The 13,727-nt window shown below is 73.6% G+C and carries 12 protein-coding genes; 3 read left to right on the forward strand and 9 right to left on the reverse strand.

What is annotated here, in order from left to right:
• Positions 1-66: 66 nt before the first annotated feature.
• From ACFXMG_RS32255 to ACFXMG_RS32270, 4 genes are read right to left on the reverse strand one after another with little or no spacing between them, the layout of a single operon-like run.
• Positions 67-1,227, reverse strand: coding sequence for an acyl-CoA dehydrogenase family protein (locus ACFXMG_RS32255; RefSeq protein WP_383821171.1), 1,161 nt, complete (start codon positions 1,225-1,227; stop codon positions 67-69).
• A gap of 8 nt (positions 1,228-1,235) precedes the next feature.
• On the reverse strand, positions 1,236-2,153 hold the full coding sequence (locus ACFXMG_RS32260; protein ID WP_383821208.1) for a hydroxymethylglutaryl-CoA lyase: 918 nt from the start codon (positions 2,151-2,153) through the stop codon (positions 1,236-1,238).
• A 14-nt stretch (positions 2,154-2,167) separates the two neighbouring features.
• Complete coding sequence (locus ACFXMG_RS32265) at positions 2,168-4,093, reverse strand: biotin carboxylase N-terminal domain-containing protein (RefSeq protein ID WP_383821174.1); 1,926 nt, start codon at positions 4,091-4,093, stop codon at positions 2,168-2,170.
• Between the two features lie 20 nt (positions 4,094-4,113).
• On the reverse strand, positions 4,114-5,721 hold the full coding sequence (locus tag ACFXMG_RS32270; protein WP_383821177.1) for a carboxyl transferase domain-containing protein: 1,608 nt from the start codon (positions 5,719-5,721) through the stop codon (positions 4,114-4,116).
• An 87-nt stretch (positions 5,722-5,808) separates the two neighbouring features.
• On the opposite strand from ACFXMG_RS32270, the gene ACFXMG_RS32275 reads away from it, so the two are divergent.
• Positions 5,809-6,408 carry a TetR/AcrR family transcriptional regulator gene (locus tag ACFXMG_RS32275; protein WP_383821180.1) on the forward strand — a complete coding sequence of 200 codons (600 nt, stop codon included), beginning with the start codon at positions 5,809-5,811 and terminating at the stop codon, positions 6,406-6,408.
• A gap of 43 nt (positions 6,409-6,451) precedes the next feature.
• Positions 6,452-7,234, forward strand: a complete 783-nt coding sequence (locus ACFXMG_RS32280; RefSeq protein ID WP_383821183.1) for a phosphatase — start codon at positions 6,452-6,454, stop codon at positions 7,232-7,234.
• Positions 7,235-7,266: 32 nt separating this feature from the next.
• Here ACFXMG_RS32280 and ACFXMG_RS32285 read toward each other — a convergent pair whose 3' ends face one another.
• The 4 genes from ACFXMG_RS32285 to ACFXMG_RS32300 form a co-directional block, all read right to left on the reverse strand.
• Positions 7,267-8,196: a cation diffusion facilitator family transporter gene (locus tag ACFXMG_RS32285; protein WP_383821186.1), complete on the reverse strand. Its 930-nt coding sequence runs from the start codon at positions 8,194-8,196 to the stop codon at positions 7,267-7,269.
• A gap of 21 nt (positions 8,197-8,217) precedes the next feature.
• A complete protein-coding gene (locus ACFXMG_RS32290) occupies positions 8,218-9,090 on the reverse strand; it encodes an acyl-CoA thioesterase (RefSeq protein ID WP_383821188.1) in 873 nt (290 codons plus the stop codon).
• On the reverse strand, positions 9,091-10,248 hold the full coding sequence (locus ACFXMG_RS32295; protein ID WP_383821191.1) for an acyl-CoA dehydrogenase family protein: 1,158 nt from the start codon (positions 10,246-10,248) through the stop codon (positions 9,091-9,093).
• A 71-nt stretch (positions 10,249-10,319) separates the two neighbouring features.
• Entirely contained in the window at positions 10,320-11,480 is a 1,161-nt protein-coding gene (locus ACFXMG_RS32300) for a helix-turn-helix domain-containing protein (protein ID WP_383821194.1), read from the reverse strand.
• A gap of 163 nt (positions 11,481-11,643) precedes the next feature.
• Between ACFXMG_RS32300 and ACFXMG_RS32305 the strand changes: the two genes are divergently transcribed.
• The gene (locus ACFXMG_RS32305; RefSeq protein ID WP_383821197.1) at positions 11,644-12,249 is read left to right on the forward strand and encodes a hypothetical protein; all 606 of its coding nucleotides are present in this window, start codon (positions 11,644-11,646) and stop codon (positions 12,247-12,249) included.
• A 10-nt stretch (positions 12,250-12,259) separates the two neighbouring features.
• Here ACFXMG_RS32305 and ACFXMG_RS32310 read toward each other — a convergent pair whose 3' ends face one another.
• Positions 12,260-13,681, reverse strand: coding sequence for a PucR family transcriptional regulator ligand-binding domain-containing protein (locus ACFXMG_RS32310; RefSeq protein ID WP_383821199.1), 1,422 nt, complete (start codon positions 13,679-13,681; stop codon positions 12,260-12,262).
• Positions 13,682-13,727 lie beyond the last annotated feature (46 nt).

The raw sequence follows: 13,727 nt of genomic DNA on the forward strand, positions 1-13,727 counted from the left end.
CATACCGATGCGGGCCCCGGCGGAGTACGGTCCTCCGCCGGGGCCCGCATCTCTGCGCGAGCGGGCTCAGCCGCCGAGGCCGAGCTCCCGGGCGATGAGCATGCGCTGGACCTCGCTGGTGCCCTCGCCGATCTCCAGGATCTTCGAGTCGCGCCACATGCGGGCCACGGGGTACTCGTTCATGAAGCCGTAGCCGCCGTGGATCTGGGTGGCCTCGCGGGCGTTGTCGACGGCGACCGTGGAGGAGTACAGCTTCGCGATGGCCGCCTCCTTCTTGAAGGGCTCGCCCAGGACGAGGCGGGAGGCCGCGTCCCGCCAGCCGATGCGGGCCATGTGGGCGCGCGTCTCCATGTCGGCGATCTTGAACTGGATGGCCTGGTTGTCGGCGATCGGCCGGCCGAAGGCGTGACGTTCCTTCGCGTACTTCACGGACTCGTCGACACAGCCCTGCGCGAGGCCCGTGGCGAGCGCCGCGATGGCGACCCGGCCCTCGTCGAGGATCCGGAGGAACTGCGCGTAGCCGCGGCCCTCCTCGCCGAGGAGGTTCTCCACCGGGACGCGCACGTCGTCGAAGGAGAGCTCCCGGGTGTCCGAGGCGTTCCAGCCGACCTTCGAATAGGGCGCGGCGACGGTGAAGCCGGGGGTGCCGGAGGGGACGATGATCGAGGAGATCAGCGGGCGGCCGTCCGGCTTGCGGCCGGTGACGGCGGTGACGGTCACCAGACCGGTGATGTCCGTACCGGAGTTGGTGATGAAGCACTTCGAGCCGTTGATGACCCAGTGGTCGCCGTCGCGGACGGCCGTCGTGCGGGTGCCGCCCGCGTCCGAGCCCGCGCCGGGCTCGGTCAGGCCGAAGGCGCCCAGCATCTCGCCGGAGCACAGCTTCGGCAGCCAGGCGCACTTCTGCTCCTCGGTGCCGAAGCGGTAGACGGGCATGGCGCCGAGCGAGACGCCCGCCTCCAGGGTGATCGCCACCGAGGAGTCGACCCGCGCCAGTTCCTCCAGGGCGATGCCGAGCGCGAGGTAGTCGCCGCCCATGCCGCCGTACTCCTCCGGGAACGGCAGGCCGAAGAGGCCCATCCGCCCCATCTCGGCGACGATCTCGTACGGGAACTCGTGCCGCTCGTAGTAGTCGCCGATCTTAGGCGCCACCACATCGTGGGCGAACTGCTCGACGGTGCGGCGCAGTTCCTCGTGCTCTTCGGTGAGCCGGTGGTCGAGGGACATGTCTTTCGTCACTCCTTGTGGGAGAGGGCGCGGACGGTGCGGGACGGGCTTGGGCGGCCCAGTTGGTCGGCCATCCACGTGCTTGTGGCGGTGAGGGCGGCCAGGTCGACCCCGGTCTCGATGCCGAGGCCGTCGAGCATCCACACCAGGTCCTCGGTGGCGAGGTTGCCGGTGGCGGACTTGGCGTAGGGGCAGCCGCCGAGGCCGCCCGCGGAGGCGTCCACGGTGGTCACGCCGGCCCGGAGCGCGGCCAGCGTGTTGGAGAGCGCCTGCCCGTAGGTGTCGTGGAAGTGGACGGCGACCCGGGAGAGCGGCACGCCGGCGCCGGACAGCTCGCCGAGGAGCTTGTCGACGTGTCCCGGGGTGGCGACGCCGATGGTGTCGCCGAGGCTCAGCTCGTCGCAGCCCATCTCGGCGAGCGCCTTGGTGACGCGGACGACCTGCTCGACGGGGACGGCGCCCTCCCAGGGGTCGCCGAAGCACATCGACAGATAGCCGCGGACCCTCAGGCCCGCCTCTATCGCCCGGATGACGACCGGCTCGAACATGGCGAGCGCCTCGTCGACGGTCCGGTTGAGGTTGGCCTTGGCGAACGACTCGGTGGCGGAGGCGAAGACGGCGACCTCGCGGGCGCCGAGCGCGAGCGCCCGGTCGAGCCCGCGCTCGTTCGGCACGAGGACGGGGAGGCGTACGGGCACGTCCCGGACGAGCGGGAACAGCGCCTCGGCGTCGGCCAGCTGGGGCACCCACTTCGGGTGCACGAAGCTGGTCGCCTCGACGGTGGAGAGCCCGGCGGCGGCGAGCCGGCGGATGAACTCCGCCTTCACCTCGGTCGGGACGGCCGTCTTCTCGTTCTGGAGCCCGTCCCGCGGCCCCACCTCGTGGATCCGGACCCGGGCGGGCAGCGACGGGTCGGGCACGGTCATCGGCAGTCCGGTGCTCACGCGTCCTCCTCCTCGCGGGGGGTGACCACGGCCAGGACCTGGTCCATGGCGACGGTCGTGCCGGGCGTGACGTCCAGTTCGGTGACGGTGCCGGCGTGCGGGGCGGAGATGACGTGCTCCATCTTCATCGCCTCCACCACCAGCAGGCTCTGCCCCGCCTCCACCTCGTCCCCGACCGCCACCTTCACGACGGTGACGGTGCCGGGCATCGGCGCGGCGAGCGTGTCCGCCCCGCCGTGCCGCGCCCCGGAGAGCGCGGCGGCGACCGGATCGTGGTCCAGGACGTGCCAGGAGTGCCCGTCCCGGCCGAGCCAGGCGCCGGCCCGGTGGAAGGTGTGGGTGACGCCGTCGACCGTGACGGTGACGGAACGGTCCGTCACGCGCGCGCCGCCGGGTGCCTCGACCGTGACGGCTTCGAGTCCGGGCGCCCGGAGCGGGAAGCCGAGCGGCTTCGGCGTGCCGCCGAGACGCCAGCCGCTCGGCACGTCGAACGGGTCCGTCCAGCCGGCCCGCGGCGCGGGCGCCAGCTCCGCCCGCCGCACGGCGGCGGCCGCCGCGTACACCTCGGCCGGGACCTCCGCCGTCGTCAGGCTCTCCGCGTCCCGCTCCACCAGCCCCGTGTCCATGGCGCCCGACACCACGTCCGGGTGGGCGAGCAGGTTGCGGAGGAAGCCCGCGTTGGTGGGGACGCCGAGGGTGACGAGGTCGGCGAGGGCGGCGCGGAGCTTGCGGAGGGCGGTGGGGCGGTCGGCCGCGTGGACGATGACCTTCGACAGCATCGGGTCGTAGAGCGACGAGACCTCGGTGCCTTCGAGGAGGCCGGAGTCGGTGCGCACTCCCTCGCCGGACGGCTCGTTCAGCGCCAGCACCGTGCCGCCCGAGGGCAGGAAGCCCCGGGAGGGGTCCTCGGCGCAGATCCGCGCCTCGACCGCCCATCCGTCGAGCCGGACGTCCTCCTGGCCGAAGGCCAGCGGCTCGCCGGCCGCGACCCGCAGCTGCCACTCCACCAGGTCCAGGCCCGTGATCAGCTCGGTCACCGGGTGCTCGACCTGGAGGCGGGTGTTCATCTCCATGAAGTAGTACGCGGACGGGTCCCCGCCCGGCACGATGAACTCGACCGTGCCCGCGCCGACATAGCCGCAGGACCGGGCCGCCTCCACGGCCGCCGCGCCCATCGCCGCCCGGGTCGCCTCGTCCAGGAGGACGCTCGGCGCCTCCTCGATGATCTTCTGGTGGCGGCGCTGGAGCGAGCACTCGCGCTCGCCGAGGTGCACCACGTTCCCGTGGGTGTCCGCCAGGACCTGGATCTCGATGTGCCGGGGGCGGTCGATCCACCGCTCCACGAGCAGCGTGTCGTCGCCGAAGGAGGCGCGCGCCTCCCGGCGGGCCGCCGCGATCTCCTCCTCCAGGACCGTCAGGTCCCGCACCAGGCGCATGCCCTTGCCGCCGCCGCCCGCGCTGGGCTTCAGCAGGACGGGCGCGCCCAGCTCACGGGCGGCCTCGGCGATCTCCGGGTCGGCGGCGCCGGGCACGACCGGGACGCCGGCCTTCTTCACGGTCTCCTTGGCCCGGATCTTGTCGCCCATCAGGGCGATCGCCTCGGCGGAGGGCCCGATGAAGACGAGCCCGGCCTCGGCGCAGGCGCGCGCGAAGGCCGCGTTCTCCGCGAGGAAGCCGTAGCCGGGGTGGACGGCCTGCGCGCCGGTGCGGCGGGCCGCGTCCAGCAGGGCGGGGACGGAGAGGTACGACTCCGAGGCCGGCGCGGGCCCGATCCGTACCGCCGTGTCCGCCTCCCGTACGTGCCGGGCGTCGGCGTCCGCGTCGCTGTACACCGCCACCGAGCGGACGCCGAGCGCGCGCAGGGTGCGGATGACGCGGACGGCGATCTCGCCCCGGTTCGCGACGAGGACGGTGTCGAACATGTGCTGCATCGTCGTGGTCCTCACATCCGGAAGACGCCGAACTGGGGGTCACCCAGGGGCGCGTTGGCACAGGCGGTCAGGGCGAGACCCAGCACCTGCCGGGTCTCCAGCGGGTCGATCACGCCGTCGTCCCAGAGGCGGGCGGTCGCGTAGTAGGCGCTGCCCTGGGACTCGTACTGCTCGCGGATCGGCGCCTTGAACGCCTCTTCCTCGTCGGCGCTCCAGGCGTCCCCGAGCTGGTCGCGCTTGACCGTGGCGAGGACCGAGGCGGCCTGCTCGCCGCCCATGACGGAGATCTTGGCGTTGGGCCACATCCACAGGAAGCGGGGGGAGTAGGCCCGGCCGCACATCGAGTAGTTGCCCGCGCCGAAGGAGCCGCCGACGACGACCGTCAGCTTCGGCACGCGCGTGGTGGCGACCGCCGTGACCATCTTGGCGCCGTGCTTGGCGATGCCGCCGTGCTCGTACGCCTTGCCGACCATGAAGCCGGTGATGTTCTGGAGGAAGACCAGCGGGATGCCGCGCTGGTCGCACAGCTCGATGAAGTGCGCGCCCTTCTGGGCGGACTCGGCGAACAGGATGCCGTTGTTGGCGACGATCCCCACCGGGTGGCCGTGGATCCGGGCGAAGCCGGTGATCAGCGTCTGCCCGTACTCGGACTTGAACTCCTGGAAGCGGGAGCCGTCCACCACGCGGGCGATGACCTCGCGCACGTCGTACGGGGTGCGGGAGTCGACCGGCACCGCGCCGTACAGCCCGTACGGGTCGACCTTGGGCTCCTCGACCGGCTCGACCTTCCAGGGCAGCGGGCCCCGCTCGGGCAGGGTCGCCACGATGTTCCGGACGATCCGCAGCGCGTGCGCGTCGTCCTCCGCGAGGTGGTCGGTGACGCCGGAGATCCGCGAGTGGACCTCGCCGCCGCCCAGCTCCTCGGCCGTGACGACCTCGCCGGTCGCCGCCTTCACCAGCGGCGGCCCGCCGAGGAAGATCGTCCCCTGGTTCCGGACGATCACGGCCTCGTCGCTCATCGCCGGGACGTACGCGCCGCCGGCCGTGCAGGAGCCCATGACGGCCGCGATCTGCGGGATGCCCGCGCCCGACATGCGGGCCTGGTTGTAGAAGATCCGCCCGAAGTGCTCGCGGTCCGGGAAGACCTCGTCCTGCATCGGCAGGAAGGCGCCGCCCGAGTCGACGAGGTAGAGGCAGGGGAGGCGGTTGTCGAGCGCCACCTCCTGCGCCCGCAGGTGCTTCTTCACGGTCATCGGGTAGTAGGTGCCGCCCTTGACCGTCGCGTCGTTGGCGACGATCACGCACTCGCGGCCGCTGACCCGCCCGATCCCCGCGATCACTCCGGCGGCCGGGGCCTGGTCGCCGTACATCCCGTTCGCCGCGAGGGGCGCCAGTTCCAGGAACGGCGAGCCCGGGTCGAGGAGGGTGTCCACCCGGTCGCGCGGCAGCAGCTTCCCGCGCGCGGTGTGCCGGGCGCGGGACCTCTCACCGCCCCCGAGCGCGGCCTCGGCCAGCTTGGCGCGCAGGGTCTCGGAGAGCTCCTGGTGCGCCGCCTCGTTGGCCCGCCAGGCCGCCGAGGCGGGGTCTGCCGCACTCGACAGCACAGGTGCCTGCTGCATCGACCGATCTCCCTTGTCCGGTTAATGAGCGTTAACGTACGTGTCTCAGGTTAACGACCGCTAACAGGGTTGTCTAGAATCGAAAGCATGACCACGAGCCCGACGCGGATGGACGCGCCGACCCGCCGCGAGCAGATCCTCAAGGAGGCCGCCCGCCTCTTCGCCGAGCGCGGCTTCCACGGCGTCGGTGTGGATGAGATAGGAGCCGCCGTCGGCATCAGCGGCCCCGGCCTCTACCGCCACTTCCCCGGCAAGGACGCGATGCTCGCCGAGCTGCTGGTCGGCATCAGCGAGCGGCTGCTCGACGGCGGGCGCCTGCGGGCGGCCGAGTCCGACGGCGACCCGCGGCTCCTCCTCGCCGCCCTCATCGACGGCCACATCGACTTCGCCCTCGACGACCGGCCGCTGATCACCCTCCACGACCGGGAGCTCGACCGCCTCAAGGACGAGGACCGCAAGCGGGTCCGGCAGCTCCAGCGGCAGTACGTCGAGCTGTGGGTGGACGTCGTCCGCGCCCTCCACCCGGAGGCGGGCGAACCGGAGGTCCGGGCCGCCGTGCACGCGGTCTTCGGCCTGCTCAACTCCACCCCCCACCTGCGCACCCCGCTCTCCCGCGAGGCCCTGGAGCAGCTCCTGCGGAACCTGGCCCACGGCGCGCTGACCGCCCTCGCCGCGCCGACCCCCTGAGACACCGTCCCGGCCGGGACGGGGGCGCGGCAGAATGAGGCGCATGCCGATACTCAGCCGTGACGCCCTCGTCGAGCACCTCCTCCGCAGCCGGATCGCGGGGGACGTCGCCACACCCCGCGAGAACAACCTGGACCACTACCGGAAGCTCGCCAACGGAGACCGGCACTACTGGCTCGGTCTGGAGCTCGGCGACCGGTGGACGGACGAGCAGGACGTGCTGGCGGTGATGGCCGAGCGTTGCGGCGTCGTCGACGACCCCGCCCACCGGGCCGGCCAGGACACCATCGACCCCGAGCTGACCGTCGACGCCCTGGACCGGATGGCCGCCCGGCTCAAGGAGGCCGCCGCCGGCCGGCAGCGGGTGCTCTTCGCGACCGGCCACCCGGGCGCGCTGATCGACGCGCACAGCCGGGTCGCCTCCGCGCTGCGCGCGCAGGGCTGCGACATCGTGCGGATCCCCGGCGGGCTGACCGCCGACGAGGGGTACGTCGTGCAGTTCGCCGACGTCGCCGTCTTCGAGCGGGGCGCCAGCCTCTGGCACACCCACTCGCCCGAGCCGATGAACGCGATCCTCGACGGCCTCGCCCTGCTCGGCGAGGCCGCGCCGGACCTCGTCGTCGCCGACCACGGCTGGGCCGGGCGCGCGGCCCAGCGCGGCGTCGACTCCGTCGGCTACGCGGACTGCAACGACCCGGCGCTCTTCCTCGGCGAGGCCGAGGGCACCATGAAGGTCACCGTCCCGCTGGACGACCACGTCGTGGACCCCCGCTTCTACGAGCCCCTGACCGCGTACCTGCTGAACGCGGCGGGGCTGCTCGGCTAGGGCCTGCCCGACCGTTCCCACCTGGTCCGGCCCTACGGCCCCGGCGTCGGGTCCAGGTAGACCCGGCGTACCGAGGGGAAGCGGGCCCGCAGCCGGGCCTCCGCCTGTTCGCAGGCCCGCTCCACCTCGGCCGCCGTCACCACGTCCCGGAAGTCGATCTTCGCGGCGATCAGCACCTCGCCGGGGCCCTGGATCAGGGTGACCAGGTCCAGGACCTCCACCACGTGCGGGACGCCCAGCAGTTCCTCCCGGACCTCCGCGCGCATGGGGCGGGGGAGCGGGCGGCCGATGAGGAGCTGCGCGTTGGCGTGGCCCAGCACCCAGGCGACGTACACGAGCAGGCAGCCGATGAGGATCGAGGCGACGCCGTCCCAGACGCCGGAGCCGGTGATCTGGCCGCCGAGGAGGCCGCCGGCGGCGAGCATCAGACCGGCGAGGGCGGCGGAGTCCTCCAGCACCACCGCCTTCACGGTGGTGTCCGGGGTCAGCCGCAGGTACTGGGCGAACGGCGCCCGCATCCGCTCCGCCTCCGCCTTGACCTGTCGGACGCCGGTCCGCAGGGAGAACGCCTCCAGGACGAAGGAGACGCCGAGCACGATGTAGGAGACGAGCGGGTCGCCGAGCTCCTCGCCGTGGGTGAGGGTGTGGATGCCGTCGTAGACGGAGAAGACCGCGCCGCCGACGAAGGTGGCGACGGCGGCGAGCATCGCCCACACGTACCGCTCGCCCGCGTGCCCGACGGGGTGGTCCTCGTCGGCGGGTTTCTCGCTCCGCTTGAGCGCGGTGAGCAGCATGACCTCGGTGACCGTGTCGGCGACCGAGTGGGCGGCCTCCGACAGCATCGCGCTCGATCCGCTGATGACACCGGCGACGGCCTTGGCGACCGCGATCCCGAGGTTCGCGCCCGCCGCCACGATCACCGTGAAGGTGCTCTCACCGTTCTCCGTCTTGGCATCCGTCATGACATCGGACGGTATGTCCGGTCAGAGGCGCGGGACGCGAACGACACCCTCCTGGATGACGGAGATCGCCAGGCGTCCGTCCCGGGTCCAGATCCTGGCCTGCCCGAGGCCGCGTCCGGCGGAGGCGGACGGCGACTCCTGGTCGTAGAGGAGCCATTCGTCGGCCCGGAAGGGCCGGTGGAACCACATGGCGTGGTCGAGCGAGGCGCCGACCACGTCCCCGACGGCCCAGCCGCCGCGCCCGTGGGCGAGCAGCACCGAGTCGAGCAGCGTCATGTCGGAGACGTAGGTGGCGAGCACGACGTGCAGCAGGGGGTCGTCGGCGAGTTTGCCGTTGGTACGGAACCAGACCTGCGAGCGGGGTGCGCGCGGCTCGCCGACGGAGCCCCACGGCGGGGTCTCGGCGTACCGCAGGTCGACGGCGGCGCGGGCCTCGACGAGGCGCCGGGCGACGCCCTCCGGCAGGTGCCGGGGGAGCATCTCCTCGGCGGTCGGCAGCGTCTCCGGGTCGGGCGCGTCCGGCATCGCGTCCTGGTGGTCGAGCCCGTCCTCGTACGTCTGGAAGGACGCGGAGAGGTGGAAGATCGGCTGCCCGTGCTGGATCGCGACGACCCGGCGGGTGGTGAAGGAGCGGCCGTCCCGGATCCGGTCGACCTCGTAGACGATCGGCGCGCCGGGGTCGCCCGCCACGAGGAAGTACGCGTGGAGGGAGTGGGCGAGCCGGTCGGCGGGGACGGTCCGGCCCGCGGCCACCAGCGCCTGGGCGGCCACCTGGCCGCCGAAGACGCGGGGGACGATCGCGGACCGGGACCGGCCCCGGAAGATGTCCTGCTCGATCCGCTCCAGGTCGAGCAGAGCGAGCAGGTCATCCAGTGCGGAAGGTGCTTCGGGCACTTACAGGCCCATGCTCTTGGCGATGATCGTCTTCATGATCTCGCTGGTGCCGCCGTAGATGCGGTTGACGCGGTTGTCCGCGTACAGGCGGGCGATCGGGTACTCGTTCATGTAGCCGTAGCCGCCGTGCAGCTGGAGGCAGCGGTCGATGACGCGGTGCGCGACCTCGGTGCAGAAGAGCTTGGCGCTCGCGGCCTCGGCCGGGGTCAGCTCGCCCGCGTCCAGGGCCTCCAGGGCGCGGTCGGCGACGGCCTCGGCGGCGTCGACCTCGGCCTGGCAGCCGGCCAGCTCGAACTTGGTGTTCTGGAAGGAGGCCACCGTCTTGCCGAAGACCGTGCGGTCCTGCACGTACTGCTGGGCGAAGCGGATCGCGGCCTTGGCCTGCGCGTAGGCGCCGAAGGCGATGCCCCAGCGCTCGGAGGCGAGGTTGTGGCCGAGGTAGGAGAAGCCCTTGCCCTCCTCGCCGAGCAGGTCCTCGACGGGGACCTTGACGTCGACGAAGGCGAGCTCGGCGGTGTCGGAGGTGCGCAGGCCGAGCTTGTCGAGCTTGCGGCCGATGGAGTAGCCCTCGGACTTGGTGTCGACGGCGAAGAGGGAGATGCCGAAGCGGCGGTCCTCGGCCGAAGGGGCGGAGGTGCGGGCGCAGACGATCACGCGGTCGGCGTGGACGCCGCCGGTGATGAAGGTCTTGGCGCCGTTGAGGACGTAGTGCGTGCCGTCCTCGGAGAGCTTGGCGGTGGTCTTCATGCCCGCGACGTCGGAGCCGGTGCCCGGCTCGGTCATCGCGAGGGCCCACATCTCCTCGCCGGAGACGAACTTCGGCAGGTAGCGCTTCTTCTGGTCGCCGGTGGCGAGCATCTTGATGTACGGCAGGGCGAGCAGCACGTGCACGCCGGAGCCGCCGAACTGCACGCCGGCGCGGGAGGTCTCCTCGTAGAGGACGGCCTCGAACTTGTGGGTGTCGAGACCGGCGCCGCCGAACTCCTCGGGCACGTTGATGCCGAAGATGCCCAGCTCACCGAGCTTGTAGTAGAAGTCGCGCGGAGCCTGGCCGGCCGCGAACCACTCGTCGTAGACGGGCACGACCTCGGCCTCGATGAAGGCCCGGATGGTCTCCCGGAACGCCTCGTGGTCCTCGTTGAATACGGTACGGCGCACGAGCCGCCTCCTCATCGCTGCCAGTTGTCTAAGCGCTTGCTCAGCCTGTCACGTTCGAAGTTACCCAGCGGTCACCCGCCCTGTCCAGACTCCGCGCCTGTGATCCAGGCCCGCCCGGCGGAGTCGTACGCGTACACCGGCCGCCCCTCGCTCCCGCTCGTCCGGAAGGGCGCCCCGCCCTCGTCCCCGATCCGCGCCGTGCCCCTCCTCCCCTCCGCGCTCCACTCCAGCTCCAGGTACCAGCGGCAGTCGCAGCCCGCCGTCCGCGCCGACACCAGCAGCTCCTCGGGATCGGCCGCGGTCACCGCGTACGGGAAGGAGACCGCCGGGAGCCTCCGTCCCTCCTCCCCGGAGGCGTCATACCCGTCCACGGGCCGCGCCACCGGTCGCGGCCGGTCCAGATCCACCGCGAAGTGCCGCGGGGTCACCGCCCCGCCGCACCCGTCGTCCATCCGGTACCCCGCCCACGGCAGCGGCGCGCCCCGCTCCACCACGCGCACGTGCAGCGCCTGGAGCACCACCGCGGAGGCCCCCTTCCCCTGCACCGAGACCCGCACCAGCGTCTCCCCGCCGTGCACCGCGCCCTCCGCCGCCGCCCACCGCCGCGCGTCGGCGGCCGGCGGCGGGGGAGCGGGCGTCCCGTCCACGAGGTAGGTGTGCCCGCACCCGTTCTGCCAGACGTGCGAGGCGACGGTCCACGTCAGCGGCGGAGGCGGAGCGGCCGCCGGCTCCCGCGACTTCCCCGGAAGGAGTACGGCTCCGAGCGTCACCGCCCCGACGACCGCCAGCGCCCCACTCCCCACGCCCACCCGCGCCCACCGGCGGCGCCGCCCCCGGGACGGGAGGCCCGCCGGGCCGGCCCCGGCCACCGCGCGGGGGACCTCCGGCCCGGCCGCCGGCTCTCGCGGCGGGGTGGGCGCAGGACCGGGCACGGGCACGCGCGCGTGCGGGGCCTCCGGCACCGGTGGCCTGCGGGTGCGGTCCGCCGCGGACCAGGCCGCCTCCAGGGCCCGTCGCTCCTCCTCGTCCGCCCCGCACAGCAGGGCCAGACGGTCGACCACGGCGAAGGTCTCCGGGACGGTCGCGCCGGAGCAGTAACGGTGGAGGGTGGACGCGCTGACGTTCAGACGGCGGCCCAGCGCCTCGTAACTCCGCCCGTCCTTCGCCTTCAGCGCGCGCACGAGCCGCGCGAACTCCTCGACGGCGGCGTCCTTCACCCGTCCCGGAACCATTCCATCCCCCTCGACCCCGCGTCCCACGCTTCACGTCCATGCACGTCAGCGGGGGTGGAATGGTTCCGGGACGGGTGACGGGCGCGTCACCGTTGCGGGCGGCGGGCGCCGGCCCGACGCTGGTGGAGCACTGACCGAACGACCCGACGGGGGATCCACCACCATGAACAAGCTCCGCACCGCACTCGCCACCGCCGCCGCCGGCGCCCTGGGCCTCGCCGCCCTCGCCACCGCCCCGGCGCAGGCCGCCGCCCAGCCCGCCTTCCTCGCCGCCTCCCAGATGCCGAAGTCGTCCACGCCGTGGACCGCCACCCAGATCTTCGACGGCGTCCCGGAGAACGGCGGCGTCCTCTGCGCCCCGTACAAGATCCCGGCGCAGAACACCCGCTACCGCGAGTTCGCCACCGAGCTCGACACCAACGGCGTCCAGGTCACCACCGTCGCCCGCACCGAGGCCGACGCCGTGAAGCTGGTCGACACCCTGCGCAAGGCCCTCGCCGGCTGCGGCCCCCTCCTGGAGCGGCAGAACCCCGGCCTGAAGGCCGTCAGCGCCTCCCACGGCAAGCTCGCCGTCGAGGAGGGCGCCTGGGTCTACAGCCTGGACACCGCCGACCCGCAGGTCGGCAACACCGACATCCACCTCTTCTCCGTCGGCCGCGACGGCCGCACCGTCACCCTCGTCCGCTGGGGCCAGATGGGCGACTTCAAGGACGCCCCGCTGACCGCCTTCCGCACCACGACGAAGACCGCCGTCAACAAGCTGTACTGACCCCCCGTCCTCACCTGAGGGCGAACCACAGCTCCATCCGCGCGTCCGCGTCGTCCAGGTCGCGGTCGAGGAGCAGCGCGCAGCGGGCGATGCGCTGGCGGACCGTGTTGCGGTGGACGCCCAGCGCGGCGGCGGTGCGGTCCCAGCTGCCGTGCAGGGAGAGCCAGGTGCGCAGGGTCTCGGCCTGCGGCTCGCTGAGGGGGGCGAGCAGCACGCGCGCGTGGGCGGCGGCCTCGTCAGGGTCCACCAGACCAGCGAGGCCGTTCGCGCGGTGCCGCACCAGCGGCGCCCGGGTCGCCTCCGCCCGCCGCAGCGCCCTGGCGGCCTGGGCGTCCGCCGCCGGGAGGCCGTCCGGCCCGGCGGGAGCGCTCACCCCGAGCGCCCAGCCCGGCTGGGCCGCGACCGCCGCGCCCGGCGGCAGCAGGAGCCGTACCGTCGGCCCCGCGTCCACCAGGTCCGTGCCCAGCGCCGCCGCCAGCGCCGCCGCCGCGAACGGGGTGCCGTCGCCGCCCCGGGCGTGCACCACCGTCCACGGCCCGGCGGAGAGCGAGGCCGCCGCCTCCGCCGCCGGCGCGCCGAGCAGCAGCCTCGTCAGCGCCCCGTCCCGCACCGACACGTCGGTCGCCCGGTGCGGGGCGGTCAGCAGCGACAGCAGCACCACCGCCACCCCGGCGACCGTGTGGTCACCGGGGTCCCGCCGCTCCGTCGCCACCCCGAGGGTCAGCCCGTCGCCGCCGCCGAGCGCGTACGCCGCGAGCTTCAGCCCGCCTCCCTCGCCGCTCGCCGACGCCGGGCCGCCCGGCCGGGGCCCGACCACCCCGGCCAGCTCCGCCAGCGCCCGCGCCGCCTCCGGGGGCAGCGCCCGCCCGGCCGCCGCCGACTCCGTGCCGTCCGCCCCGAACAGCACCGCCCGGCCGCCCAGCCGCGAGGCCAGCGCGCCCAGCACCGCCGGGACCGGCGCCGGGCGGGCGGCGGCCGTCGCAAGGGACTGCTGCGCCTCCGTGACCCGGCGCAGCTCGTACAGCCTGGCCTCCGCCATCAGCCGCCACAGCGCCCGCGCCACCGCCGTGAACGGGGTCCGGGGCGGCACCTCGATCAGCGGCAGCCCGTGCCGGACGCACGCCTCGACCAGCTCCTCCGGCACCGTGTCGTACACCGGCGTCACCCCGAAGCCGAGCGCCGCCGCCCCCGCCTCCACCACCCGCTCCACGTACCGCGCGGGGTCCGTCAGCTGCACGCCGGCGGTCATCAGCAGCTCGCCGCCGAGGAGGTACGGATACGGGTCGGCCATCTCCGAGGTGTGCACCCAGTGCAGCGCCACGTCGTCCGGACCGGCGAGCAGCCGCAGGCCCAGCTCCCGGCGCGCGAGCAGCGCGGCCAGGGTGACCCGGGGTACGGGAGGTGTCGTGGCGGCTTCCCGCGCAGCGTTCATGGGCATGGATCCTTCGTACAGCCCCCGCCCCTCCAGTGGAGGAAAC

The sequence above is a fragment of the Streptomyces sp. NPDC059201 genome, from assembly GCF_042754585.1.
In the GTDB taxonomy this organism is placed as follows: domain Bacteria; phylum Actinomycetota; class Actinomycetes; order Streptomycetales; family Streptomycetaceae; genus Streptomyces.

Coding starts and splice junctions, on each gene's coding strand:
- ACFXMG_RS32255 (WP_383821171.1), bottom strand. CDS start 1,227: ATGTCCCTCGACCACCGGCTCACCGAAGAGCACGAGGAACTGCGCCGC.
- ACFXMG_RS32260 (WP_383821208.1), bottom strand. CDS start 2,153: ATGACCGTGCCCGACCCGTCGCTGCCCGCCCGGGTCCGGATCCACGAG.
- ACFXMG_RS32265 (WP_383821174.1), bottom strand. CDS start 4,093: ATGTTCGACACCGTCCTCGTCGCGAACCGGGGCGAGATCGCCGTCCGC.
- ACFXMG_RS32270 (WP_383821177.1), bottom strand. CDS start 5,721: ATGCAGCAGGCACCTGTGCTGTCGAGTGCGGCAGACCCCGCCTCGGCG.
- ACFXMG_RS32275 (WP_383821180.1), top strand. CDS start 5,809: ATGACCACGAGCCCGACGCGGATGGACGCGCCGACCCGCCGCGAGCAG.
- ACFXMG_RS32280 (WP_383821183.1), top strand. CDS start 6,452: ATGCCGATACTCAGCCGTGACGCCCTCGTCGAGCACCTCCTCCGCAGC.
- ACFXMG_RS32285 (WP_383821186.1), bottom strand. CDS start 8,196: ATGACGGATGCCAAGACGGAGAACGGTGAGAGCACCTTCACGGTGATC.
- ACFXMG_RS32300 (WP_383821194.1), bottom strand. CDS start 11,480: ATGGTTCCGGGACGGGTGAAGGACGCCGCCGTCGAGGAGTTCGCGCGG.
- ACFXMG_RS32305 (WP_383821197.1), top strand. CDS start 11,644: ATGAACAAGCTCCGCACCGCACTCGCCACCGCCGCCGCCGGCGCCCTG.
- ACFXMG_RS32310 (WP_383821199.1), bottom strand. CDS start 13,681: ATGAACGCTGCGCGGGAAGCCGCCACGACACCTCCCGTACCCCGGGTC.